Origin of the sequence: Bacillus sp. FMQ74 (assembly GCF_001875785.1) — a bacterium.
GTDB lineage: Bacteria > Bacillota > Bacilli > Bacillales > Bacillaceae > Bacillus > Bacillus stercoris.
Genome location: NZ_MOEO01000001.1, coordinates 206,310 through 229,809 on the forward strand (window position 1 = coordinate 206,310; position 23,500 = coordinate 229,809).

The following is a 23,500-nucleotide window of genomic DNA, read 5'->3' on the forward strand; positions in this document are numbered from 1 at the left end:
TGAAGCTATAAAAACATATTGCGCGTAAACAAAAGGCAGTGTAAAATGAAACCATCTTTTGAGAAAGCGCTTGCGCAAAAAGTGAAAGCGGAGTTGCCGCTGTTTTTTTAGCTGTTAAGAGAAAGCGCTTTCTTGAAGCGATCCTGAAATGAGATAAAGGAGCGGATGGGACGTGGAACATCAAGTAAGATGCGCAGTATTGGGATTAGGAAGGCTCGGTTATTATCATGCGAAAAATCTCGTCACGAGTGTACCAGGGGCAAAGCTGGTCTGTGTCAGTGATCCGTTGAAAGGGAGAGCTGAGCAGGTTGCCAGAGAATTCGGTATCGAAAAATGGTCAGAGGACCCGTATGAGGTGTTAGAAGATCCTAGTATTGATGCTGTCATTATCGTAACACCGACAAGCACACATGGTGATATGATCATCAAAGCAGCCGAGAACGGCAAACAGATCTTCGTTGAAAAACCGCTGACATTAAGCCTTGAGGAATCTAGAGCAGTTTCTGAAAAAGTGAAGGAGACAGGTGTCATTTGCCAAGTCGGTTTTATGAGACGATTCGATCCCGCATACGCAGATGCCAAGCGGCGGATTGACATGGGTGAAATCGGCAAACCTATCTATTATAAAGGCTTTACACGCGACCAAGGCGCGCCTCCCGCAGATTTTATCAAACACAGCGGCGGGATTTTTATTGACTGTTCCATCCATGACTATGATATTGCCCGTTATTTGCTAGGGGCGGAAATCACTTCTGTTTCAGGGCACGGCAGGATTCTGAACAATCCATTTATGGAGCAGTACGGCGATGTGGATCAGGCGCTGACGTATATTGAATTTGACTCCGGCGCAGCGGGGGACGTCGAGGCAAGCAGAACCTCTCCATACGGACATGACATCCGGGCGGAGGTTATCGGGACAGAGGGCAGTATTTTCATTGGGACATTGAGAAATCAACATGTGACCATCCTTTCGGCTAAAGGGAGCAGTTATGATATCATTCCAGACTTTCAAACTCGTTTTCATGAAGCCTACTGCTTGGAGCTTCAGCATTTTGCCGAGTGTGTCCGGGATCGAAAAACACCGATTGTGACAGATATCGATGCGACAATCAACTTAGAAGTGGGCATCGCGGCGACCAATTCCTATAAGAGCGGCAGGCCCGTACAGCTTGATGTGAAGCGTGCTTACACCGGTATGTAAGCGTTATTATTGTGCGTTTGAGGCTTTTCCTGCAGCTCGTTCTTATTAAAAAAGCAAGGACAGTTTAGCCCTTGCTTTTTCTCTTCTCGTATAAATAGTAGACATAGTCAGTAGGTACACCTGTATGGCCAAGCTGTCTCAGCATTGCGGTCACGTTCCCTCTGTGGTAAGTGCCGTGATTGACGACATGAAGGATGGTGTCTGCATAGGTTGATTCCAGTGTACCGAGTGTCGGATGCTGCATTGAGAAGGTCTGTTCTAAGTCCGTCTGGCGGCTGAAGAAATCATGATACTGTGACTCCAACTCGGCAGCGTGCTGTTTAATCGCCGCCATATTGCCATGCGCGGACTCGAATTTGCCTACAACTCCGTTTATAATCTCTTGGTAGGCCACTCCCGAAAGAACGTTCAGCCAAATATGGTCAGCCCTGCACATATGAAGCAGCACGTCGCTGACAGAAGGAAATACGCTCTTTACTTCTTGATAGGCAGTTCCCTCCGGCAGGTTTTCGATATGGTTAAATATTTGCTTGTTTGCCCAAGAATGATAGTCATAAAACTGTTTTGCATCAGTCATCAGCATTGCCTCCTTTTCTAAGAAATTCGTTGTTTTCTTTCGTTTCTCCTTCAATTGCAAAAGAGTGACATCCCAAAATATCCTGCCGCTGCCCACATTACCGCTGCAGAGCATTTGTTTACGATCACCATTAGCCTGCCGCTCGTATCCATTGTTTGAAACAGCCTGCCTGCTATCGCAAGACTGATAAACCAAATCCAAGATACAGCGATGCAGGCGGCCATAAAGAGCCGTTTCTCAAACCCCCAATATTGAAGAGAACTCGTGCCGATGACGCCGATCGTGTCCAGAATGGCGTGCGGGTTTAAAAGAGAAACAGCGGCCGCAAACACGGCTTGTTTTTTTGCTGTAAACGCATGTTTCTCATCTTGGCTTGTTTTTGGACGGCTGTTCCAAGTCACCCAGCCCATATAAAGCAAAAATAAAAATCCTCCGGCCATCATTATTGCCTTAAACATGGGCAGCTGCTGTACAATGACAGATACGCCTGCAACAGCTAATACAATGAGCAGGGTGTCACAGACTGAAGCACTGATGACGGCGGGGAGTGCTCGCCAAACATGTTTTTGCCACGCGCCTTGCTGAAAAATAAACACATTCTGCACTCCCAGCGGCAAAATTAAGCCAAACGCGAGCACAATTCCGTGAATGATTGCATTCATGCTGAAAAAAGCTCCTTTCACATCTTTTTTTCAATCATAAAAGAGAAGTTTACCAAAGTCTCCAGCCATTTGGTTGGGTTTGGACCCAGCCAAATGTATAATGTGAAAAAAGGGGGCATGACCTTGTCGCAATGGAAACCAAGCCGAAAGTCAGATGTTCCGCTGCATCGGCAGATCGAACAATATATGAAAGACAAGATTCTTCACGGAGAGTGGGCTGTAGGGACGAAAATCCCTTCACAGAGAACGCTGGCCGACATGTTTCAGGTCAACCGCAGCACAGTCACAGCAGCCATAGATGAACTCACGTCTCAAGGCTTGTTAGAGGGAAGAAGAGGCGGCGGTACAAAGGTTGTAAACAGTACTTGGAGCGTGCTGGCAGCTGAACCTCCGCTTGATTGGAGCGATTACGTCCGTTCGGGCATTCATCGGCCTAACTCTTCCATCATTCAGGCTATTAATCAGAACGAACCAAGAGCGGATATCATTAGATTAGGCACAGGAGAACTTTCACCGGATCTGCTGCCTGCTGACACAATGGGCCGGATGTTTCAGCAAATCAATTCGCGTGCCCTGTCTTTAGGATACGAACAGCCGAAAGGAAACCGTCAGCTGAGGGAAGCGGTGGCTGACCATTTAAAAGGAAAGAAGATCCATGTGTCACCGTCTGCAATTTTAATTGTGTCCGGCGCACTTCAGGCACTTCAGCTCATCTCAATTGGGCTTTTAAAACGAGACTCTGTCATTTTGACGGAGAAGCCGTCCTACCTTCAATCTTTGCATGTGTTTCAATCAGCGGGGATGCGGCTTCGCGGCTTGCCGATGGATAAAGAAGGGGTCAAGGCGGGGCTTGTTTCTTCTTATCGAAAACAATATGGAGGACAGCTGCTTTACACGATTCCGTCGTTTCATAATCCGACAGGCACAGTCATGTCAGAGCAGCGAAGGAAAGAGATCATCAGCCTGTCAAAAAAAGAGCAGCTGCCCATCATTGAGGATGATGCGTACGGGGATTTATGGTTTGAAGAAAAACCGCCGCAGCCGTTGAAAGCAATGGATCACGAGGGTAATATTCTGTACCTTGGCACGTTTTCAAAAACGGTTAGCCCTGGCCTTCGAATCGGCTGGCTTGCCGGTCCGGAACCGGTTATTGAAAGGCTGTCGGACATTAAAATGCAGACGGACTACGGATCAAGCGGACTGTCCCAGTGGGCGGCTGCCGAGTGGCTGTCGCAGGGGTATTATGAAGAGCATCTGACTTGGATACGCAGGGTGCTTAAACAAAGGAGAGACGCCGCCGTTCATTTTCTCGAGCGGTATGCGGGGGACATTGCCTCGTGGCGGATTCCTGCCGGCGGCTTTTATATTTGGGTAACATTTCATAAAAATCTGCCTGTCAGCCGTTTCTTTTATGAATTGCTGAAACGGCAAGTGCTTGTGAATCCCGGTTCCATTTATGACGGCGAAGACCGAAACAGCATCAGGCTGTCATATTCCTATGCATCTCTTGGGGATTTGGAAACTGGCATTAAGGCGGCAGCCGAAACAGCACGCCGCCTGATGATGTCCTAAGCTTTTGTTATACGATGACAGCTCCCAGCGCCCTGGCGAAAGCAATAGCGTGCTCAGGTGCGATTTTGCAGCCTTTCAATTTGTCGAGGGAGACATGAAGCTGTTCAAAACGGCACGTGCTGATATCCATGTTTTGAAGGGACGTGCCGGTAAAGCTGGCACCTTCCAATTCGCACCTGTCAAAGTGTGTCTGCTGGAGCACTGTATTGCTGCACTCACTTTGCATAAGAGCACAGTGATCAAATCGCACTTGTTTCATATTTGAATACGAAAAGGAGCTGAAATGTCCGTGGCATTCCTCGAATGAAACATTCCGCAGCGTTGCTTCCGCCACATTCATTCCAACCATTTTTGACTGCTTAACAGCAGTTCTGTGAATAACAGCCCCGCTGAAATCGGCGTTTGATAAATCACATTTTTCAAAGATCACATCGGTTAGTTCGATATGCCGAAAAGACACATCAATAAACACGACATTTCTAAAGATCGTTTTTTCCACACAAAGTCTTTCGATATCTTCGCCGCAGATTGTACAATCTTCAAACAGATGCATGCTGATCACATCATCCTGCGTCACGGTTTCATAAAAATCTGCGGTTTGCAGGTTTTCAGGTATGTTCGGTTTTTGAATTACGATTTTATTCATGTGATGACATCCTTTGCTGCCCGAAAAACAGAGGCTTCCGGGTTCAATTTAATAGATCGTTAAGGAAATTGATACATATAGTAAATCGTGAAGAGCCTTTCTTGGTACAGCAGCCCGCTTGTTTTGTAAGCATAAATGGAAAGCTTCCTGTACGTCAAGGCGTTTACAGGCCGGGAAAGCCAAAGGGAACAGGAGGAATGCGGAATGGGGCATTACGTCAAAACCGAGGAGCATGTGACACTGTTTGTAGAGGATATCGGACATGGAAGGCCAATCATCTTTTTGCACGGATGGCCGTTGAATCATAAGATGTTTGAATATCAAATGAATGAGCTTCCGAAAAGGGGCTTCCGTTTTATCGGCGTTGATTTACGGGGATATGGACAATCTGACCGCCCTTGGGAAGGCTACGATTATGACACGATGGCCGATGATGTGAAAGCAGTCATTTATACGCTGCAGCTTGAGAATGTGATTCTTGCCGGTTTTTCAATGGGCGGAGCCATTGCAATCCGTTATATGGCAAGGCATGAAGGAGCGGATGTTGATAAGCTGATTTTACTGTCTGCAGCGGCACCCGCGTTCACAAAACGCCCGGGTTATCCGTACGGAATGAGGAAGCAGGATATTGACGATATGATTGAACTGTTCAAAACGGATCGGCCCAAAACACTGGCGGATTTAGGGAAACACTTTTTTGAGAAAAAAGTGTCCCCAGAGCTTAGACAGTGGTTTCTCAATCTGATGCTGGAGGCTTCCTCCTACGGGACGATCCACTCGGGCATTGCATTAAGAGACGAGGATCTCAGAAAGGAACTTGCTGCAATCAAGGTGCCGACGCTGATCCTGCACGGGAGAAAGGATAAAATTGCGCCGTTTGATTTTGCGAAAGAGTTGAAGCGCGGCATCAAACAGTCAGAATTGGTTCCGTTTGCAAACAGCGGGCACGGAGCATTTTATGAGGAAAAAGAAAAGATCAACAGTTTGATTGCAAAGTTCTCCGACTCATAAGAAAAAACCCGATATTCATCGGGTTTTTATATGATCCCTTTGTTTTGCAGTTCGTTAATGATGAGGTCAGCTCCATCGGAAATAGAGATCTGGTCCGACTCAATGATAAAATCGGGTGAAATCGGCGCTTCATACGGAGAATCGATCCCGGTGAAATGTTTGATCTCTCCGTTTCGCGCTTTTTTATAAAGTCCTTTTGGATCGCGCTGTTCACAAACATGCAGCGGGCACTTTACATAAATTTCGAAGAACTCACCTTTAGGAAAGAGCGCTCTAACCATGTCCCGGTCTTCTCTGAATGGAGAGATAAAAGCCGTTAAAATCATTTGTCCGCTGTCGACAAACAGCTTCGCTACTTCTCCGATCCGGCGGATGTTTTCAATCCTGTCACCAGTCTGAAATCCAAGATCTTTGTTTAAGCCGTGGCGGATATTATCACCGTCAAGCACATAGCTCTGAATGCCCCTGCGGTAAAGCTTTTCATCGACTGCATTGGCCAGCACCGATTTTCCGGAGCCGGACAATCCGGTAAACCAGAGGACGCAGCTTTTGTGTCCGTTTAAGGACTGTCTGTCAGACTTTGAGATGGCAGCGGGATGCCAAATGATGTTCGGATTGTGTGTCATTTTAATCCCCCGCTGTTTTGCTGGATGGCAACAGGCTGTTGATGAAGTCCCTTGATCAGCACGGCTGCGACCTCAGGCCGGCTGAATTCTTTAGGCGGCTTTTTGCCTTGGCGGAGAAGCTCTCTCACTTTTGTGCCTGATAAGTGGATGTGGTCTCTTGAGCTGTGCGGACATGTTTTGGAGGTGCCCATGTTTCCGCATTTTCGGCAATAAAAGCTGTGCTCGAAAAACAGCGGCTTGATGCCAAGCTCCTCCTCTGTGAATGATTGAAAAATATCTTGTGCGTCGTATGTTCCGTAGTAGCTGCCGACCCCTGCGTGATCACGGCCTACAATAAAATGGGTGCAGCCGTAATTTTTTCGGACGAGCGCATGGAAAATCGCTTCCCGCGGACCTGCATAACGCATGGCGGCAGGGAAAACCGATAACATGACACGATCCTTTGGATAATAGTGATCAAGCAAAACCTGGTAGCTCTCCATTCTGATATCGCTCGGGATATCGTCTGACTTTGTTTCACCGACAAGCGGGTGAAGCAGCAGACCGTCGACTGTTTCTAACGCTGTTTTTTGTATATATTCATGCGCTCTGTGAACAGGGTTCCTGGTTTGAAAGCCGACAATCGTTTTCCAGCCGAGTTTTTGAAAGGCCGCTCTTGTTTCTGCGGGCGTTGCATAAAACTGTTCGAAAGGTTTGTCAGGCAGGCGGCTGACCGTGATAGGCCCCCCGATATAGTAATCCGGGCGCGCCAGCAATTTTTTTACGCCTGGGTGGGCAGGATCGTTTGTTTTAAAAACAGACAGTGCTTCTTGTGTTTTATCAGGCTGGTATATATCGGTGACTGTGATCATGCCGTAGGTAACACCGTCTTTCACAAGCTTGACGTGATCTCCGGCAGACAGCTGTTTTGCTGTTTCTTCTCCGACAGGCAGCGTAATCGGCAGACTCCACGGCAAGCCGTTTGCCAGCCTCATTTCTTTCACAACACGATGATAATCCTTTTCTCCCAAAAAACCTGTTAACGGGCTGTAGCCGCCGATTGCAATAAGCTCCAGGTCGCTCAGTGCAAGCTGATCCAGCTCCGCTTCGCACGTGCACCCTTCAAAACGGCACGCGGGATCACAGCGGTTGATTAATACCCCTCCATGGGGCTCGTTTCCATTCAACGTGTTCAACCTCCATTTATACGTTTCCTTGTTTTCTTTTCTGCACTTAATGAAAGTTTTAATCAGCGCCTTAACATCATTTCAGCAAGAACCTGCCATCCGCTATTCCTGATGCAGGCCGCATTCTGTTTTCTCCCGTCCGGCCCATCTTCCAGCCCTCTCAGCGTTCGGGTCCGAGGAAGGCAATGTACACATTTCACAGCCTATGCTCGGGTAATGTTGATCGTGCAGTTTGTTATAAGGCAAATTGTGCAGGCGGATGTACGTCCAAACGTCATCCCATGTCCAGTGGATGAGCGGGCAAATTTTGATGAGCTTAAACTTCTGGTCCAGGTTTACGTATTGAATATGCTTTCTCGTTGGCGACTGCTCCCGGCGCAGCCCTGAAATCCAAGCTGTCATGCCGGACAGGTGCTTTTTGAGCGGTTCGATTTTCCGCAATTGGCAGCAGAGGTTCGGGTTATGCTTCCACAGCTCTCCGCCGTACTTCGTCTCCTGTTCTGTTAGGCTCAGCTCGGGTTCGAGCAGCTGGATTGCAAATCCCGGATATCGCTCTTTGACAGCCTCGATCAGCTCATATGTTTCTTGAAAATGAAGCCCTGTATCCAAAAAGATGATGTGTGCGTTTTTGTTGATTTTTGATATTAAGTCGAGAAGCACCATCCCTTCTGCGCCAAAGCTGCAGGCGTACACAATCTTTTCTCCGTACGTTCGGTAAGCCCATTTCAACACATCGAGCTCATCGATCAATTGATCCGTTACCTGTTTGGACAGCATGTCGTTCCATGTGTCATATGTGATTGTTTCGTTCAACGTTTTCCCCCCGTTTGCATCTGCTTTTTTTATCTATTGATCGAGTTATAGGCAGACTATTCATTTTTTGCATAAAGGTTCAGGGTTTTTAGGTGCCGCGCCCGCCTAAAATGAGGAGCGGAACCATTAAGAGCGCGGCTGAATATGCTTTTTAGCAAAATGGTTTTATGCCCAAGGAGAGGTAGTATGCCGATTGCCATTTATCAGGGGCATCATCATTCGCTTGCCCCGGCTGATATTAACATCGTCATTGATGTCATCAGAGCCTTTACGGTCGCCCATTATGCGTTTATCGGCGGGGCGAAAGAGATTTTGTTGGTCCGGACAGCCGATGAAGCCTTTGCGCTGAAAGACACCTATCCGGATTATGTATTGACGGGAGAGGAAAAGGGGGTCGGTATCAGCGGATTTGATTTAGATAATTCTCCAAAACGCATGGCTGGACAGGATATGGCGGATAAGCGCCTGATCCAGAAAACAACAAACGGCGTCACAGCGGCGTTGGGGGCGCTGAACGCAAAGCATCTGTTCGTAACTGGATTTTCCAATGCCAGAACAACGGCAGAGCATGTGAAAAAGCTGGCCGCAAATGATTGTGTCATGAACATTGTGGCTTCCCACCCATCAGGTGATGACGATATGGCGTGTGCGGAGTATATCAAAGGCATCATTGAAGGGACAAATGCGGTAACGGCTGCGGAGGCGATTCAAAGAATAAAACGCTCTTCTGTTGCAGAGAAATTTTTTGACCGCCGCCAGCCATTATTTGATTCGGAAGACATCGTTTACTGTACAAAAGAACTGACGGGCGATTTTGTGATGAAAGTGAAACAAGATGGAGAAGTTCCAACGATAGAGAGGGTCATAATATGAATGATTTTTCACTAGAATTGCCAGTGAGAACAAACAAGCCGAGAGAAACCGGGCAGTCCATTTTAATTGATAACGGCTATCCCTTGCAATTTTTCAAAGATGTCATAGCCGGAGCGTCCGACTATATTGATTTTGTGAAATTCGGCTGGGGCACGTCATTACTTACGAAAGATCTTGAAGAAAAAATCAGCACACTGAAAGAACATGACATTAAATTTTTCTTTGGCGGCACACTGTTTGAGAAGTACGTAAGCCAGAAAAAAGTGAATGAATTTCATCGGTACTGCACCTATTTCGGCTGTGAATATATTGAGATCTCAAACGGTACGCTCCCGATGACAAATAAAGAGAAAGCGGCTTACATTGCAGATTTTTCTGATGAATTTCTTGTGCTCAGTGAGGTGGGCAGCAAGGATGCGGAATTAGCAAGCCGGCAAAGCTCTGAGGAATGGCTTGAATATATCGTTGAGGATATGGAAGCGGGCGCGGAAAAAGTGATTACGGAAGCCAGAGAAAGCGGGACGGGAGGGATCTGCTCCAGCAGCGGCGATGTCAGGTTTCAAATTGTTGACGACATCATTTCCTCGGATATTGATATCAACAGGCTGATTTTTGAAGCGCCTAACAAAACGCTTCAGCAAGGTTTTATTCAAAAAATAGGGCCGAATGTGAATCTGGCCAATATTCCATTTCATGATGCCATCGCTTTGGAGACGCTGCGTTTAGGGCTAAGATCCGATACCTTTTTTCTGTAAAACAGCGGCTGTGGGGCTCTCGTCGTGAAGAGAGCCTCTGCCTATTATTTTTTATGGCGGTACATAGGCGTGAGATAGGGAAGCGAGGTCAGGCGGATGTTGTAGATGAAGTCGATGACTCTTGTCGATATCACTTGGCATATGAGGGCTTGAATGACGATGCCCCAGTCAATAATAGACGCGGTGACCATAAAAATGATGCAATTCATGATGAGCAGGATCGTTCCGGGATTCCCGCCGCGGTATATAGAAATCATCAGAGCAAGGGCTCCGAATCCTCCGTTAGAAATTTTATATTTGTATAACAGTCCGATGCCGAGTCCCAATAACACTGCGCCGCTTGCCAGATCAAGCCACAGGTTTGATGTAATATCCGGAAAAACCGCATCAAAGATCAATACCGAGACAGAGGTGACGGTGATAGAAGCGAGGGTGCCGGTGAATGTCCTCATCTCCAGCCACTTTAAAGCAGTAAAAAGCATTGATACATTCACAGCCCACACTGAAAAGCCGTGGGGAATTTGAAACAGATAATGCAATAGCACCGCAATGCCTGCTGCACCGCCTGTCGGAATATCATGTGGAAATAAAAACAAGGACATGCCGAGTCCCTGTAGTACGCCGCCTACGACAATCATAAACGTGAGTTTTGCTTTCATCAGCAGTTCAGCCATTAAGTCATTTGCTCCTTTATGAAAAGACTTGTCCGCTGTTTCCATTTTATGAGGCTGTCCATGATTTATGTCTCAAAATAAAGAAATGGCCCAGCTTAATAGGCTGAGCCATCCCACTTGTAGCGATTGACGATGTCCATATTGATCTCTGTTCCAATGCCTTTTCCTTTCGGGATGTGGACCAATCCTTTTGAAGGCTGCAGGCTGACGAGATCTGTAAAAGGATTCTCCATGACGTCCCACTCGATCGGTTCAATGTAATCGTTCTTCATTTTAGACCATGGGGGCAGACAGGCTTGTGCAAATAAAGCATAGAGCCGTGAAAGCGATCCGTCATATGCGTGGGCGGATGCTCTGACGCCAAAATAACGGGCGAGCTTGAGGCAGTCCCGAAACTCATCGATTCCGTTGACATGCATGACATCGGGCTGAATGATATCCAAACAGCGCTGTGAAAGGAGAGGCGCAAATTGCGCCGCGCCTTTCATGTTTTCTCCACCGGCAACAGGAACAGATAAACGGCTGCGAAGCAAAGCGTAATCCTGCGGCTGATCAAAGGGCAAAGGCTCCTCAAGCCAGCCAATGTTCGTCCATTCGGAGAAATATCGCTCCCATTTAAACGCCGCAGCGGCATCGTAGCTTTGGTTTGCGTCCAGAATCATCGTAATGGAGCTGCCGGTTGTATGCTGCAGCGCATTGATGTGCCGGACATCCTCCTTGAATAAGGTCCCGCCGATTTTGACTTTGATTTGCTCAAAACCTTTTTTTAACTGGGCTTCAACGTTGGAGACTGAGCGGCTGATCCATTGCGGGGAGTCTGAGTACGATTGAAAAGAGGCGTACACAGGAATCTCTTCTCTGAATCGCCCGCCCCATAATTCGCAAACTGAACAATCCGCAGCTTTGGCCGCAATCTCTGTCAGCGCCATGCTTACAGCGGAGGCCGCCCGCTGGTGCCATTTCTGAATCGTGCGCACTAATGACAGGCGGCTGCCGGACTGTTTTCCTAAAAGAAACGGGATGATCCGTTTCGTAAAACCGACATGGAGAGCAGGGAGCCAATCAACACATTCTCCCCAGCCGTCTATCCCGCTTTCAGTGATAATCCTGATCAGATAACAAGTCCGATATCGTTTAAACCCGTTGGCGTCTCCGTACGGCTTTTCTAATCGGTGCAATAGCGGAAAGGTTTCAATTCGTACAATTTTCAAACCGGGTGCTACCTTTCCTCGGCGGGCTGCAGCCGATTGCCAGCCATTTTAGGGTCTTCTTTCTCTTTTGTTTCTTCATTGTTTTGCTTCACATGGATTAACATCATCACAAGAATGCCGACAACGAGAGTCAATCCCGCAATGCTTAAAAACATGCCGGGTCTGGACCATTGCATCAGGCGGCCGAAAATCGGAGGGCCGATTGCTACCCCTAAGAAACGTACAGATCCGTACAGCGAGGTGACAAATCCCCGTCTTTCTTTGCCGACAGCCCCGGTAATGAAACTGTTCACACAAGGAAGGACAAGACCTGAGCCGATACTGCTCAGCACGAGAACACTGATAAAGAGGACAAGATTTTCAATGAATGACAGTGCCGCGTAAGATACGGTCATGAACGCCAATCCGAGTACGATCAGCTTTTTCATTAACGATTGCTTTTGCCCGATTTTGCTTCCTGTTGTATAAGACGTCACACACATAACCAAAAGCGGAATCGCTAGTATCAAGCCTTTTTTCACGCCGTCGGTGTCGTATGTTTTTTCAAGAACATCTGAGAGATAAAACAGGATGCCGAATAAAGTAAACAAACAGGTCGCACCGGCTAAATAAGCGGTAAACAGCCATCTGCCCTCATGTTTAAAAACACTTAACAGCCCTTTCGCATATTTTCCGATAGGTGGCGGTTCTTTTTCCTTTTTCTTCTCTTTAATAAAAATCCAAGTCAGCACGATTGAAATAATACAAAACACAGGGAAGGCAAAAAACGCGCCATACCAGACAAGCAGGGCGATCAGCGAACCAATGATCGGTGAAAGCACTTTCCCCATGCCGTTTGAAGCCTCAACAAGGCCGAGCACCTTGCTCTCCTGGGCGCCTTTAAACAGATCTCCCGTCAGTGCCATGGCAATTGGGCCTGTTCCGGCTGCCCCGATTCCCTGAAGCGCTCGTCCTGCCATGACCCAAGGATAGGCATTGTCAAAAAAACCTGCCGCAAACCCGGCTAACAAACCGCCGGCACCATACAAAATTAAGCAGGGAATAATGATGATTTTCCTTGAGAATCGGTCTGCGAGATAACCGACAATCGGAATCGCAAATGCTGCAATCAAGGAAAATACTGTGATCACGAGACTGACTTGAAATTGTGATAAATGAAGTTCAGATTTCATTTTTGGCAAAATCGGAATAAGCATCGAGTTTCCGAGGGTTAATATTAAAGGGATTGAACCGATTGCAACAACCGTCATTCCGTTATTTTGTTTTGATGATTCCATCTCAGAGCACACTCCTTTTCTTCTGCTTAGAATGTCCCTGATGGCTTCGTTTATTCAGTAATCAGACAGCAAAAAACCGAACAGAAGATACCTGTTCGGGAAAAAAGAGGGTTAGCCGAGAGCCTGTGAAATCAAAGCATATAAGTGTCCATTTTGAATAGGCGCTTTTTTCTGATAGAACAAAAGCGGTGGTTCATCATCTTTATGAAATCCCATTTCTATCAGGCTGTCATGCAGAGACGTGTATTCACCCGGTATATCGATTCGCATCGGGCCTTGTTTGCCGGCCGCCAGCCTGTTGATTAATTGTGCAGCAATGTCTGATGATGAAGCGATAATGGGGCCGAATTTCAAATGGGCCGGTGTTTGTACAGAAAGTCCGTAGCCAATTAGCTGTCCGTCATGATTTCGGGCGATGATACATTCGCATGAAGCAGAAATAAGCTGCTGCAAAAGGTTTGATCGATCACCGCCAAAGGCGGCAAGATCCGCCGCGGTTAAGTCGTGAAAGTCTTGTTCTCTAAAGGATGTCAGTTCAGCGTCAAGCTTTTTGGTATAAGGTTGAAAACTGTGACAGCTGTACTTTCGCACAGTTCCTGCCGTATGAAAGCCTGCTTTTTCATAAAGCGGCAAACCTTCTTTTGTGGCGCAAAGCCTGATGGCGGTGTTTTCATCTGTTTGGGTGATACAGGCGTTTACCATACGCCTGCCGAGACCAAGCCGTTTATATTCCTTGTCAACGATAACAAGGCCGATAGAAGCAAGACGGCCAAACAAAAACAAGCCAATGCAGGAAATCATGTCACCGCTGGCATTTCGAAAACCGAAAAAGCGTCCCTGCTGAACAAGCAGTTTCAGCTCTTGTTCGCCATAATCCGGCCACCCGGCTTGCCCGCAAAGCCGCAATAAGCCGGAAACATGTTCTTCATGAAGCTCAATTAGCTCATCCACTACGTCCATAAGATCACCTGCTTGTTCCAAGTGTTTTGTACATGACAATATGAGTGCCAATGCCGGGAATGTCAAATGGTTCGCCAAGTTCCTCCCAGCCAAGCTTGGCATAGTAGCCCTTGACATGGTGTCTTGCATTGCACCAAACCGCCTGAACGCCGCTCTCCGCCAGTTTGTGCTCCGCGTGTTTGATCAGCGTGCTTCCAGCTTTTTGATCGCGATATCCTTCGAGCGTTGCCATGCCTCTCAGCCGATACGCAGGGGCTTCCGTTAATAAAGGCTGACTTTGCGGGGAAAAAGAAGCGATGCTGATCAGTGTTCCGTCATAAAACGCGCCGAGATGAAAGGAGCCTTCTGCGTGATCCTGTTCAAATTTGCATTGTTCGATGGATTGATGGGGACGCAGAATGCGATGCCGTATTTCATATGTATCTTCCGCAGAAATGGTTCTAACTTCGAGCATAATTTCCTCCTCATGATTGTTTTTCTATATCGTAACACGAATCCCGTTGAAAAAGACCGCCCGATTGGATCAGGCAGTCTTTTGGGAATTAATGCAAAAAGATATTTTGGCGTTGCTCATCTTTTTGCTGAATATATGAAGTGAGCTCGGCGGTTAAGTCAGATCTGAGGAAAGGCGTTATCAAATAGATGCCGTTAAACAGCTCGCATGCCGTATCCAGCAGGGAGCGTGCAATCGCAAGACCTTCTGCTTTTTGTTTTTCTTTATCTTCACCGGCACGGGCCATTTTTTCGCGAATCGTATCAGACAGCTTAATACCGGGAATTTCATTGTGGATGAATTCGGCATTCCGGCTGCTTGTCAGCGGCATGATGCCGATATAGATCGGCGTCTTCAGATGTTTTGTTTCGTTATGGATATCGACAAGCTGCTGCTCGGAATAGACAGGCTGAGAAACAAAATAATCCGCGCCGCAATCTATTTTTTTCTCCAGCCGTTTTACCGCTTTATCCAGATGACGGACGTTAGGATTAAATGCGGCGGCAACTGAGAAATTCGTTTTCTTGCCGAGCGGTTTTCCAGACAGAGACAGACCTTCATTGAATTGTTTGATCAGCCTGATTAAATCAAAAGATGTTAAATCATATACAGACGTCGCACCAGGAAAATCCCCGATTTTAGAAGGGTCACCTGTAATAGCAAGCACGTCATTCAGCCCTAATGTATCAAGGCCCATTAAATGTGACTGTAAGCCGATAATGTTACGGTCGCGGCACGTAATATGGACAAGGGAACGCATATCGAGCTGCTGCTTGACAAGGGCGCCGCAGGCAACATTGCTGATCCGCGGGGTCGCCAGAGAATTGTCGGCGAGTGTCAGGGCATCGATTCCCGCTTCTTTTAATTCAGCAGCCGCCGATAGAAATTTGTCAAAGCTCAGTTTTTTCGGCGGGTCCAGTTCTACGTTAATAGAGCGTTTTTTCGCCGCGATCTCATCCAGTCCGGGCTCGGTTCGCTCGTGATGAACAGAAATGAATTCTTTCGCCCGGGTTTTGACTTCTTTTTCCGTAATTGGAGCCAGCCCGCCAACCGCTTCCGCCATCGCCCGGATGTGGTTCGGCGTTGTGCCGCAGCAGCCGCCGATAATTCGCGCACCTTGCTTACGGAATTCTGACGCGCTGTTTTGAAAATACGTGTCGTCTGTTTCATAGACAAGCCGTCCCTCTTCAAGCGAAGGAAGACTGCTGTTCGGATAAACGGATAAGAACACGTCATCAAAAATCGGCACTTCGCTGAGCGCTTCAATCATGTGATAAGGGCCGAGGCGGCAGTTAATGCCGACAATATCAGCTCCGAGATCCGCAATCGAGCGCAATGCGTCAGAAAGCGCCGTTCCGTCCTGCAATACGCCTTGCTCGTGCATGGAGACATTGAGCATAATCGGAAGATTAGTCTCTTTCCGCGCGATTTTCAGCACTTCACGGGCTTCTTCCAAATCATAATACGTTTCTAACAGCATGCCATCCGGCTCTTCATGCAGCAGCAGGTACAGCTGCTCGCGGAAGCTGCGCTTAATTTCGTCAAGGCTGTACGCGTTTTTATTAAATGTGCGTATGCCACCCATCGTTCCGAGCACGTATGCATCGCCTGCTGAAGCCCGCGCGATCTTTACGGCCTCCTGATTCATTTTTTTGATGTCATCCTCAAGACCGTGTCTGGATAATTTAATATAGTTGGCCCCGTACGTATTCGTTTGAATAATGTTGGCTCCCGCTTCAACGTATGCTTTATGTATGCGCTGAATTTCCTCCGGCTTTGAAATATTGAGCTCCTCAAAACACCTGTCAATGCCATAGGAGTAGAGGAGCGTCCCCATGGCGCCGTCACCGATTAACACCTGTCTTTGCAAATCTTCTAAAAGTCCCATTGTCTGCCTCCTTTATTCACATCAGCAAGGAAAAAAGAGAAATAAAAAAAGTCCTCTTAAGAAGAAGACTTTGTCAGTGATTTTGTCTCTTCTTATCTTCCAAGCTGTTCGAGCTTGCTGGATTTAGCACCTTGGTCATGGCTGATCGCCATTACACCGGTTGCTGAAGCTTCGTCGGGCCAGTCCCTCTGCTTCTCTTGATAAGAACGGATATGAAATTTTCGTGTCAGGAAGTGCCAATAGATACCTGGCGTTTTTCCCTTTCTCCAAATTTACCGAAAATAAAGACAATAATCAATAGGAATCAGAAAATTTATCTGAAATTTATAAATTGAACGTCAATTGGAAGATCTGCTCCACGCACAGCTGAAATAATCTGCTGAAGGTCATCTTTGTTTTTTCCGGTGACGCGCACTTGATCATCCTGCACCTGAGATTTTACTTTCAGTCCGGAGTTTTTGATGATCGTATTGATTTTTTTTGCGTTGTCCTTATCAATGCCTTGAACAAGCTTTGCACGCTGGCGTACCGTTCCGCCTGATGCGTTTTCCACCTTGCCGTAATCAATGTTTTTTGTCGGTACGTTGCGTTTAATCAATTTGCTGACCAGCACATCCTTCAGCTGGCTTAATTTGAATTCGTCATCGGAAACGAGGACCAGCTCCTCTTTATCTAAAGAAATGTCGCTTTTGCTTCCTTTAAAGTCATATCGTGTACTGATTTCCTTCAGTGCGATTTGGATCGCGTTTTGCACTTCAGGCAATTCCACCTTTGATACAATATCAAATGAACTTTCTTTTGCCATATGAAAACCTCCATAACATTTAACTTATGTGTTGATTATAGTAGAATAAAGAGAAACTTCCAACAGAACAAAGAATCAATTTGGGATGATTGGAAAAAATGTTAACAAAATCCGCATAAAATAAGCGGAACAGGAAGGACGATAGCATGAGACCAGGGCAGCAATTAACCTTGAGTATAGATCATCAAACCGACTTCGGTTACTTTTTAACCGACGGGGAAGATACGATTCTCTTACATAACAGTGAAGTGACTGAGGATATCGAGGACAGAGACGAGGTAGAAGTCTTTATATATGTCGACCAGCAGGAAAGGCTTGCGGCCACGATGAAAATTCCGGTCATCAGCGCGGATGAATATGGCTGGGTTGAAGTAGTAGATAAAGTGGAAGATATGGGCGTTTTCGTTGATGTCGGTTTATCGAAGGACGCACTAGTCGCAACTGAGCATTTGCCGCCGTACGAAGATGTCTGGCCGCAAAAAGGGGACAAACTTTACTGTATGCTGAAGGTGACGAACCGGGGGCGCATGTTTGCGAAACCAGCGCCGGAAGATATCATCAGTGAACTGTTTACCGACGCTTCAGAAGACCTGATGAATAAAGAGCTGACAGGTACGGTGTACAGGCTGATCGCATCGGGTTCATTCGTGATCACGGATGACGGTATCCGCTGTTTTATTCACCCGTCAGAAAGAAAAGAGGAGCCAAGACTCGGTTCAAGAGTCACGGGACGGGTGATTCAAGTGAAAGAAGACGGTTCAGTCAACTTGTCGCTGCTTCCGAGAAAACAGGATGCATTGTCTGTTGATGCTGAGTATATTCTAACGTATATGAGAACGAGAAACGGTGCCATGCCGTACAGTGACAAAAGCCAGCCTGACGATATCAGAGAACGTTTTAATATGAGCAAAGCCGCCTTTAAACGCGCGCTGGGCCATTTGATGAAAAACGGAAAAGTATATCAGGAAAATGGATGGACATACGAGAAAAAATAGAAGGCCCCACAGGCCTTCTATTTTTTATGAAACTTCACAAATAAAATTCAGTTGCGTATCATTAGAGGGAGACAGAGTTCTAAGAGAAGGGGGAGAGTCGTGGAAATACGTATCGATTTTTTATTAATCTTTATTGCGATGCTTTTCTTTTGGGTTGCTTATCTGGCAGGGATAAAAAAGCAAACATGGATACTTTCCGGTTTCCGGGAGTCTCGGATACGTGAAAAGGATCGTCTGGCTAGAATTGCGGGATACTTCTTTCTGAATTCAGGGATATTTATTCTTTTAAACGGTTTTATATCATTTCAGGGACAAGATCAGCTGATTCCGCCAATGATTTTGGCATACGGAGCCGGAGTTATCATTTATGTAAATAAAAAATTAATATAAAAAACCTCCAGTAAATAACAAACACCTGGAGGTTTTTTGTTTGCTCATTTTCTTAAAAAGAATATCGCCAATGTACCTGGACCGGCATGCGAGCCGATTGCTGAACTGATTGGATGCATAATGATTTCTTTCGGCTTGAGCGCTTCCTCAATCAGGTGTTTCATGTCCGTGGCTTTTTCTTTGTTCGCGGCGTAGCTGATCCCGACGGTTTGATTGCTCCAATCATCCCCGCGCTCTTTCATAAGCTCGACGATCCGTTTGAAAAGTTTCTTCTGTCCGCGGATTTTTTCCAGTGGCACTAGCTTGCCGTCCTCCATCTGAAGCAGCGGTTTAATATTCAACAGGCCGCCGACAAAAGCGGACGTTTTGGATATCCGGCCGCCCCTCGCGAGATATGTTAAATCATCAACGGTAAAAATGTGTTCAAGCTGGCTGCAAAAGTTCTTTACAGACGTTTCAATTTCTTGTATTGTATTCCCGTTGATACAGAGATCGGCAGCATGCCGGACAGCCAGACCGTATCCTAATGAAGCGCATTTGGAATCAATGACCCGTAAATCGAAATCGGGGAATTCCTCCTTCACTTCATTGGCGATCATTACAGCTGTCTGATACGTGCCGGAGAGACCTGAGGAAAAGGCAATGTAAAGAGCGGGATCACCTGTTTCGGCATATTGCAAAAACACATTTTTAATCGTTTGCGGTGAGGCTTGGGATGTCTTAGGCGTTTCTCCATTTTGCATCGCTTCAAATATTTGATCCGCATGAATTGTGACTGCATCTTCGAATTCTTTGTCGCCAAGAGAAACCCTGAGCGGAATGAAGCCAATGCCTTTTTCTTCAAAATAAGAACGAGGCAAATCAGTGGCGCTGTCAGCGATGAGATGAACTGTCATATTGCTTCCCTTCTTTCCGTTATCGCTCGTTATCATGAGAGTTAAGCCAACTATATCATATTAATTTGCCAAAATCGTGTTCAAATATTTGTTTTAAGGGAAAACATAATAAAGAAGAAAGAGCGGAGGAACATGCCATGGTACTAGATCAAACAAAAAAATTACTCATCGTCATCATCGGCGCTTTACTCAATGCTGCCGGGCTGAACTTATTTTTGATTCCGGCAGATGTATATGCCAGCGGATTTACAGGTGTCGCCCAGCTTTTATCAAGCGTCGTTGATCAATATGCCCCCTTTTACATATCGACGGGAACGCTCTTGTTCCTCTTAAACATCCCGGTCGGTATTCTTGGATGGCTGAAGGTCGGCAAATCGTTTACAGTGTACAGCATTTTAAGTGTCGCACTCACTACTCTGTTTATGGGGATCCTGCCGGAAACAAGCCTGTCACATGACATTTTGCTGAACGCGGTGTTCGGCGGCGTCATTTCCGCAGTCGGTATCGGCTTAACATTAAAATACGGAGCTTCGACAGGCGGGCTTGATATCGTCGCCATGGTGCTTGCAAAGTGGAAGGATAAACCCGTCGGCACGTATTTCTTCATTCTGAATGGGATTATCATCTTGACGGCAGGATTATTGCAAGGTTGGGAGAAAGCATTATATACCCTGGTTACACTGTATGTGACAACGAGGGTGATTGACGCCATTCACACCCGCCACATGAAGCTCACGGCGATGATCGTGACGAAAAAAGCGGACGAAATCAAGGAAGCCATTTACGGAAAAATGGTGCGTGGCATCACAACTGTTCCGGCAAAAGGAGCATTTACGAACGAACAGAAGGAAATGATGATTATCGTCATTACGAGGTACGAACTGTACGATTTAGAGAAGATCGTCAAAGAAGTTGATCCGAAAGCATTTACGAACATTGTTCAAACGACAGGGATTTTTGGTTTCTTTAGAAAAGACTGACGAAAGCAGGTGGAAGTCGTGAAACGGCTGCTTGTGATGCTCCTTCCCGTGCTGCTTTTAATAGGCTGCGGGAAAGATGAGCAGACAGAACCCGATAAGGAGGTATCAGGCGGAATGGAGAATCAAGAGGTTGTTTTATCTATTGACGCAATTCAGGAGCCTGAACAAATCAAGTTTAACATGTCGCTGAAGAACCAAAGCGAACGTGCTGTCGAGTTTCAATTCAGCACAGGACAAAAATTTGAACTTGTCGTGTATGATTCTGAGCACAAAGAAAGATACCGTTATTCGAAAGACAAAATGTTTACGCAGGCTTTTCAAAACCTGACGCTTGAACCCGGAGAAACATATGATTTCTCTGATGTGTGGAAAAAAGTTCCTGAACCTGGAACCTATGAGGTAAAGGTGACATTTAAGGGCAGGGCGGAAAATCTCAAGCAAGTACAGGCTGTTCAGCAGTTTGAAGTCAAATAAGAGGCTATGGCGAGTCGCCATAGCCTTTTTTTATTGCAGTTTGTCCAGCTGATTTTGAAATTGATGGAGCTGTCGACGTTCCGCATCTGTCGAATTGGCATACGCAGAAGATACAGCATTTTTGGCTCTCAGAATCGCTTGCTCCTGATCGCCTTCCTCAAAGCCGTTTGTCACCATGACCGCCTGTTGAACAAATGATTTTGCCTGCTGAAACAGTTCATTTCTCATTTAATATTCAACCTGGCTTTCGGCCGAGTCTCGTGCCGCGGCATGCTGGTGAGCTTCTTCTAAAGTAGACCGATATGGAAATCTTGCGGCGTGTAGCCCGATGGAGTCTTTACCCTGCTGAATAAACCTTCTGGATTTGCTTCGTTTACCCATTTTGAGACTGCCCCCTTCCATACTTTGACGAGATGAGTCGTCTTCAATAGTATGGTGGGGTAAAGTAAGGTTTATGAGTGGGAAAAATTAATACGGACCGTCTTTAAAGTGAGAAATATTCTTTCAAAAACCTTGCCACGCCGTCCTCTTCATTTGCAGCCGTTGTTCGGTTGGCAATCTGCTTGACTGCGTCAATTCCATTTCCCATTGCGACGCCGCAGCCGGCAAATTCAAGCATTTCCAAATCGTTATCCTCATCTCCGAAAGCGATGATCCGCTCCCTCGGCACGCCGTAATAATCGCTGATTTTCTGCAGGCCGACCGCTTTATTCATGCCGCTTTTGATAATTTCAATGACATGCCACGGCGCGGCCCATCTTCTATGGTCGATCACCTCGGCATGAACATCCGATAAATAAGAGCGTATTGCCGGCACATCTTCTTCTTTTGCGTGGATGAGTACGGACGTCACATCTTCACCGAGATTTTCCCGCAAGTCTCCGACTGTTACATTTGTTGTGTTCATGTTAAAGGCATCAATCAGGTGCTCATCATGGTAATGAAAGTATACGTCGTCAATGACTTCAGCAAGCACATTATGTACGTTGTAGCTCTCGCTGATATCTACGAGCTGTTTGACAACATCAAGCGGGAGTGACGTATGATACCGTCCCCAGCTGTCGTCCTGCGGATGATGGACAAATGCTCCATTAAAATTGACAATCGGCGTTGTCAGTTCCATCTGCTGGTAGTACATGGAACTTGAACGGTACGGACGCCCTGTTGAGATGCAGACATAATGCCCGCTATCTTTTAGGCGCTGTATCGTCCGAAGAGTGTTTTCTGATATGGTTTTATCATCCTTTAATAACGTTCCATCTAAATCTAATGCGATTAAATAGGGTTTTGTCTCCATGAAAAGCTCCTTTAACCTTAGATTTTGCATGTTACCTTAATTACAGTGTAGCTTTTTACCATCTTTATTGTCTACATGTTACACTTATGATTATGGTTATCCTAAGGAGGGGCACATTGTGATACAAATTGAGAATCAAACCGTTTCCGGTATTCCGTTTTTACATATTGTAAAGGAAGAGAACAGGCACCGCGCTGTTCCTCTCGTATTCTTTATCCATGGTTTTACAAGCGCGAAGGAACACAACCTTCATATTGCTTACCTGCTTGCGGAGAAGGGCTTCAGAGCCGTTCTGCCGGAGGCTCTGCACCATGGTGAACGAGGAGAAGAAATGGCTGTTGAAGAGCTGGCGGGCCATTTTTGGGACATCGTTCTCAACGAGATTGAAGAGATCGGCGTGCTTAAAAACCATTTTGAAAAAGAGGGCCTGGTAGACGGCGGCCGCATCGGTCTCGCAGGCACGTCAATGGGCGGCATCACGACGCTTGGCGCTTTGACTGCATATGATTGGATAAAAGCCGGCGTCAGCCTGATGGGAAGCCCGAATTACGTGGAACTGTTTCAGCAGCAGATTGATCATATTCAATCTCAGGGAATTGATATCGACGTGCCAGAAGAAAAGGTACAGGAACTGATGGAACGTCTTAAATCACGGGATCTCAGCCTTCAGCCGGAGAAACTGCGCCAGCGGCCGCTTTTATTTTGGCACGGCGAAAAAGATAAAGTCGTGCCTTACGCGCCGACCCGGACATTTTATGAAACGATTAAATCCCATTACAGCGAGCAGCCGGAACGCCTGCAATTTATCGGAGATGAAAACGCCGACCATAAAGTCCCGCGGGCAGCTGTGTTAAAAACGATTGAATGGTTTGAAACGTATTTATAAAGCACTAAGTTATTAACAAGGGCTTAATTTACGTTATACTGTAGAAAAAAGGAGTGAGGGAACGTGGAAGAAGCATTAAAAGAAAACATCATGGGCGCCCTGGAACAGGTTGTCGATCCTGAGCTTGGCGTTGATATCGTGAACCTTGGCTTGGTATATGACGTTGACATGGATGAAGACGGCTTGACGCACATCACCATGACGTTGACATCGATGGGATGCCCTTTAGCGCCGATTATCGTGGATGAAGTGAAAAAAGCATTAGCAGACCTTCCTGAAGTGAAAGAGACAGAGGTTCACATTGTATGGAATCCGCCTTGGACAAGGGATAAAATGTCCAGATACGCAAAAATTGCGCTTGGCATTCAATAA

General features: G+C 46.5%; 27 protein-coding genes, 1 pseudogene and 1 riboswitch. Of the genes and pseudogenes, 11 read left to right on the plus strand and 17 right to left on the minus strand.

Going from position 1 to position 23,500, the window contains the following annotated elements:
• The first annotated feature begins 172 nt into the window (after positions 1-172).
• Positions 173-1,201, plus strand: coding sequence for a scyllo-inositol 2-dehydrogenase (gene iolX / locus BLL41_RS01060; RefSeq protein WP_071576478.1), 1,029 nt, complete (start codon positions 173-175; stop codon positions 1,199-1,201).
• Between the two features lie 64 nt (positions 1,202-1,265).
• On the opposite strand, the gene BLL41_RS01065 is transcribed toward iolX, so the two are convergent.
• Positions 1,266-1,778 carry a DinB family protein gene (locus BLL41_RS01065; RefSeq protein ID WP_071576916.1) on the minus strand — a complete coding sequence of 171 codons (513 nt, stop codon included), beginning with the start codon at positions 1,776-1,778 and terminating at the stop codon, positions 1,266-1,268.
• 50 nt (positions 1,779-1,828) lie between these two features.
• Positions 1,829-2,478, minus strand: a pseudogene (locus tag BLL41_RS01070) (LysE family transporter).
• A gap of 79 nt (positions 2,479-2,557) precedes the next feature.
• Here BLL41_RS01070 and BLL41_RS01075 point away from each other — a divergent pair.
• The gene (locus tag BLL41_RS01075) at positions 2,558-4,012 is read left to right on the plus strand and encodes an aminotransferase-like domain-containing protein (protein WP_071576915.1); all 1,455 of its coding nucleotides are present in this window, start codon (positions 2,558-2,560) and stop codon (positions 4,010-4,012) included.
• Between the two features lie 7 nt (positions 4,013-4,019).
• Here BLL41_RS01075 and BLL41_RS01080 read toward each other — a convergent pair whose 3' ends face one another.
• Positions 4,020-4,658, minus strand: coding sequence for a pentapeptide repeat-containing protein (locus tag BLL41_RS01080; RefSeq protein ID WP_071576480.1), 639 nt, complete (start codon positions 4,656-4,658; stop codon positions 4,020-4,022).
• Between the two features lie 204 nt (positions 4,659-4,862).
• On the opposite strand from BLL41_RS01080, the gene BLL41_RS01085 reads away from it, so the two are divergent.
• The gene (locus BLL41_RS01085; RefSeq protein ID WP_071576481.1) at positions 4,863-5,669 is read left to right on the plus strand and encodes an alpha/beta fold hydrolase; all 807 of its coding nucleotides are present in this window, start codon (positions 4,863-4,865) and stop codon (positions 5,667-5,669) included.
• Between the two features lie 26 nt (positions 5,670-5,695).
• Here the strand turns inward: BLL41_RS01085 and cysC are convergent, their stop codons facing one another.
• From cysC to BLL41_RS01100, 3 genes are all read right to left on the minus strand, one after another.
• Positions 5,696-6,295 (minus strand): adenylyl-sulfate kinase, encoded by a 600-nt coding sequence (gene cysC, locus BLL41_RS01090; protein WP_071576482.1) that lies wholly within the window; start codon positions 6,293-6,295, stop codon positions 5,696-5,698.
• Positions 6,292-7,461 (minus strand): sulfate adenylyltransferase, encoded by a 1,170-nt coding sequence (sat, locus tag BLL41_RS01095; protein ID WP_071576483.1) that lies wholly within the window; start codon positions 7,459-7,461, stop codon positions 6,292-6,294. The genes cysC and sat overlap by 4 nt, the downstream gene beginning before the upstream one ends.
• A gap of 102 nt (positions 7,462-7,563) precedes the next feature.
• On the minus strand, positions 7,564-8,274 hold the full coding sequence (locus tag BLL41_RS01100) for a phosphoadenylyl-sulfate reductase (RefSeq protein WP_071576484.1): 711 nt from the start codon (positions 8,272-8,274) through the stop codon (positions 7,564-7,566).
• Between the two features lie 186 nt (positions 8,275-8,460).
• Between BLL41_RS01100 and BLL41_RS01105 the strand changes: the two genes are divergently transcribed.
• Entirely contained in the window at positions 8,461-9,147 is a 687-nt protein-coding gene (locus BLL41_RS01105; protein WP_071576485.1) for a 2-phosphosulfolactate phosphatase, read from the plus strand.
• Positions 9,144-9,902: a phosphosulfolactate synthase gene (locus BLL41_RS01110; protein WP_071576486.1), complete on the plus strand. Its 759-nt coding sequence runs from the start codon at positions 9,144-9,146 to the stop codon at positions 9,900-9,902. Before BLL41_RS01105 ends, BLL41_RS01110 begins: the two co-directional genes overlap by 4 nt.
• Before the next feature lie 44 nt (positions 9,903-9,946).
• On the opposite strand, the gene BLL41_RS01115 is transcribed toward BLL41_RS01110, so the two are convergent.
• The 7 genes from BLL41_RS01115 to BLL41_RS01145 all read right to left on the minus strand — a co-directional run bounded on the left by BLL41_RS01115 (position 9,947) and on the right by BLL41_RS01145 (position 17,210).
• Positions 9,947-10,576, minus strand: coding sequence for a YitT family protein (locus tag BLL41_RS01115; protein ID WP_009966972.1), 630 nt, complete (start codon positions 10,574-10,576; stop codon positions 9,947-9,949).
• A 95-nt stretch (positions 10,577-10,671) separates the two neighbouring features.
• Complete coding sequence (locus BLL41_RS01120; RefSeq protein ID WP_071576487.1) at positions 10,672-11,787, minus strand: mandelate racemase/muconate lactonizing enzyme family protein; 1,116 nt, start codon at positions 11,785-11,787, stop codon at positions 10,672-10,674.
• An 8-nt stretch (positions 11,788-11,795) separates the two neighbouring features.
• A complete protein-coding gene (locus BLL41_RS01125) occupies positions 11,796-13,064 on the minus strand; it encodes an MFS transporter (protein WP_071576488.1) in 1,269 nt (422 codons plus the stop codon).
• Between the two features lie 111 nt (positions 13,065-13,175).
• On the minus strand, positions 13,176-14,024 hold the full coding sequence (locus BLL41_RS01130) for a GNAT family N-acetyltransferase (RefSeq protein ID WP_071576489.1): 849 nt from the start codon (positions 14,022-14,024) through the stop codon (positions 13,176-13,178).
• Positions 14,025-14,028: 4 nt separating this feature from the next.
• Entirely contained in the window at positions 14,029-14,478 is a 450-nt protein-coding gene (locus tag BLL41_RS01135; protein ID WP_071576490.1) for a GNAT family N-acetyltransferase, read from the minus strand.
• A gap of 88 nt (positions 14,479-14,566) precedes the next feature.
• A complete protein-coding gene (locus BLL41_RS01140) occupies positions 14,567-16,405 on the minus strand; it encodes a bifunctional homocysteine S-methyltransferase/methylenetetrahydrofolate reductase (RefSeq protein WP_071576491.1) in 1,839 nt (612 codons plus the stop codon).
• An 89-nt stretch (positions 16,406-16,494) separates the two neighbouring features.
• A riboswitch (SAM riboswitch) is annotated at positions 16,495-16,612 on the minus strand.
• 106 nt (positions 16,613-16,718) lie between these two features.
• Entirely contained in the window at positions 16,719-17,210 is a 492-nt protein-coding gene (locus BLL41_RS01145) for a YajQ family cyclic di-GMP-binding protein (protein ID WP_003233034.1), read from the minus strand.
• Between the two features lie 146 nt (positions 17,211-17,356).
• Here BLL41_RS01145 and BLL41_RS01150 point away from each other — a divergent pair, with 146 nt between their 5' ends.
• Together BLL41_RS01150 and BLL41_RS01155 are read left to right on the plus strand one after the other, a co-directional pair.
• Positions 17,357-18,205 carry a CvfB family protein gene (locus tag BLL41_RS01150; RefSeq protein ID WP_071576492.1) on the plus strand — a complete coding sequence of 283 codons (849 nt, stop codon included), beginning with the start codon at positions 17,357-17,359 and terminating at the stop codon, positions 18,203-18,205.
• Between the two features lie 99 nt (positions 18,206-18,304).
• Positions 18,305-18,595 carry a DUF3784 domain-containing protein gene (locus BLL41_RS01155; RefSeq protein WP_014476409.1) on the plus strand — a complete coding sequence of 97 codons (291 nt, stop codon included), beginning with the start codon at positions 18,305-18,307 and terminating at the stop codon, positions 18,593-18,595.
• A 44-nt stretch (positions 18,596-18,639) separates the two neighbouring features.
• Here the strand turns inward: BLL41_RS01155 and BLL41_RS01160 are convergent, their stop codons facing one another.
• Complete coding sequence (locus BLL41_RS01160; protein ID WP_071576493.1) at positions 18,640-19,491, minus strand: DegV family protein; 852 nt, start codon at positions 19,489-19,491, stop codon at positions 18,640-18,642.
• Positions 19,492-19,628: 137 nt separating this feature from the next.
• Between BLL41_RS01160 and BLL41_RS01165 the strand changes: the two genes are divergently transcribed.
• Both BLL41_RS01165 and BLL41_RS01170 read left to right on the plus strand, forming a co-directional pair.
• On the plus strand, positions 19,629-20,471 hold the full coding sequence (locus BLL41_RS01165) for a YitT family protein (protein WP_003245017.1): 843 nt from the start codon (positions 19,629-19,631) through the stop codon (positions 20,469-20,471).
• 18 nt (positions 20,472-20,489) lie between these two features.
• Entirely contained in the window at positions 20,490-20,945 is a 456-nt protein-coding gene (locus BLL41_RS01170) for a BsuPI-related putative proteinase inhibitor (RefSeq protein WP_014476411.1), read from the plus strand.
• 30 nt (positions 20,946-20,975) lie between these two features.
• Here BLL41_RS01170 and BLL41_RS01175 read toward each other — a convergent pair whose 3' ends face one another.
• The 3 genes from BLL41_RS01175 to yitU all read right to left on the minus strand — a co-directional run bounded on the left by BLL41_RS01175 (position 20,976) and on the right by yitU (position 22,242).
• Entirely contained in the window at positions 20,976-21,173 is a 198-nt protein-coding gene (locus BLL41_RS01175; RefSeq protein ID WP_003233010.1) for a DUF3813 domain-containing protein, read from the minus strand.
• Complete coding sequence (locus BLL41_RS22770) at positions 21,174-21,326, minus strand: hypothetical protein (RefSeq protein ID WP_017695668.1); 153 nt, start codon at positions 21,324-21,326, stop codon at positions 21,174-21,176.
• A 103-nt stretch (positions 21,327-21,429) separates the two neighbouring features.
• Positions 21,430-22,242: a 5-amino-6-(5-phospho-D-ribitylamino)uracil phosphatase YitU gene (gene yitU, locus BLL41_RS01185; protein WP_071576494.1), complete on the minus strand. Its 813-nt coding sequence runs from the start codon at positions 22,240-22,242 to the stop codon at positions 21,430-21,432.
• Between the two features lie 118 nt (positions 22,243-22,360).
• On the opposite strand from yitU, the gene BLL41_RS01190 reads away from it, so the two are divergent.
• Together BLL41_RS01190 and BLL41_RS01195 are read left to right on the plus strand one after the other, a co-directional pair.
• The gene (locus BLL41_RS01190; RefSeq protein WP_071576495.1) at positions 22,361-23,128 is read left to right on the plus strand and encodes a prolyl oligopeptidase family serine peptidase; all 768 of its coding nucleotides are present in this window, start codon (positions 22,361-22,363) and stop codon (positions 23,126-23,128) included.
• A gap of 63 nt (positions 23,129-23,191) precedes the next feature.
• Positions 23,192-23,500 carry a metal-sulfur cluster assembly factor gene (locus BLL41_RS01195; protein WP_071576496.1) on the plus strand — a complete coding sequence of 103 codons (309 nt, stop codon included), beginning with the start codon at positions 23,192-23,194 and terminating at the stop codon, positions 23,498-23,500.

What these genes read in the sequence shown, in the direction of transcription:
- BLL41_RS01065 (WP_071576916.1), bottom strand. Translation starts at nt 1,778, where the DNA reads ATGACTGATGCAAAACAGTTTTATGACTATCATTCTTGGGCAAACAAG.
- BLL41_RS01075 (WP_071576915.1), top strand. Translation starts at nt 2,558, where the DNA reads ATGACCTTGTCGCAATGGAAACCAAGCCGAAAGTCAGATGTTCCGCTG.
- BLL41_RS01080 (WP_071576480.1), bottom strand. Translation starts at nt 4,658, where the DNA reads ATGAATAAAATCGTAATTCAAAAACCGAACATACCTGAAAACCTGCAA.
- BLL41_RS01085 (WP_071576481.1), top strand. Translation starts at nt 4,863, where the DNA reads ATGGGGCATTACGTCAAAACCGAGGAGCATGTGACACTGTTTGTAGAG.
- cysC (WP_071576482.1), bottom strand. Translation starts at nt 6,295, where the DNA reads ATGACACACAATCCGAACATCATTTGGCATCCCGCTGCCATCTCAAAG.
- BLL41_RS01105 (WP_071576485.1), top strand. Translation starts at nt 8,461, where the DNA reads ATGCCGATTGCCATTTATCAGGGGCATCATCATTCGCTTGCCCCGGCT.
- BLL41_RS01110 (WP_071576486.1), top strand. Translation starts at nt 9,144, where the DNA reads ATGAATGATTTTTCACTAGAATTGCCAGTGAGAACAAACAAGCCGAGA.
- BLL41_RS01115 (WP_009966972.1), bottom strand. Translation starts at nt 10,576, where the DNA reads ATGGCTGAACTGCTGATGAAAGCAAAACTCACGTTTATGATTGTCGTA.
- BLL41_RS01125 (WP_071576488.1), bottom strand. Translation starts at nt 13,064, where the DNA reads ATGGAATCATCAAAACAAAATAACGGAATGACGGTTGTTGCAATCGGT.
- BLL41_RS01130 (WP_071576489.1), bottom strand. Translation starts at nt 14,024, where the DNA reads ATGGACGTAGTGGATGAGCTAATTGAGCTTCATGAAGAACATGTTTCC.
- BLL41_RS01135 (WP_071576490.1), bottom strand. Translation starts at nt 14,478, where the DNA reads ATGCTCGAAGTTAGAACCATTTCTGCGGAAGATACATATGAAATACGG.
- BLL41_RS01140 (WP_071576491.1), bottom strand. Translation starts at nt 16,405, where the DNA reads ATGGGACTTTTAGAAGATTTGCAAAGACAGGTGTTAATCGGTGACGGC.
- BLL41_RS01145 (WP_003233034.1), bottom strand. Translation starts at nt 17,210, where the DNA reads ATGGCAAAAGAAAGTTCATTTGATATTGTATCAAAGGTGGAATTGCCT.
- BLL41_RS01150 (WP_071576492.1), top strand. Translation starts at nt 17,357, where the DNA reads ATGAGACCAGGGCAGCAATTAACCTTGAGTATAGATCATCAAACCGAC.
- BLL41_RS01160 (WP_071576493.1), bottom strand. Translation starts at nt 19,491, where the DNA reads ATGACAGTTCATCTCATCGCTGACAGCGCCACTGATTTGCCTCGTTCT.
- BLL41_RS01165 (WP_003245017.1), top strand. Translation starts at nt 19,629, where the DNA reads ATGGTACTAGATCAAACAAAAAAATTACTCATCGTCATCATCGGCGCT.
- BLL41_RS01175 (WP_003233010.1), bottom strand. Translation starts at nt 21,173, where the DNA reads ATGAGAAATGAACTGTTTCAGCAGGCAAAATCATTTGTTCAACAGGCG.
- BLL41_RS22770 (WP_017695668.1), bottom strand. Translation starts at nt 21,326, where the DNA reads ATGGGTAAACGAAGCAAATCCAGAAGGTTTATTCAGCAGGGTAAAGAC.
- yitU (WP_071576494.1), bottom strand. Translation starts at nt 22,242, where the DNA reads ATGGAGACAAAACCCTATTTAATCGCATTAGATTTAGATGGAACGTTA.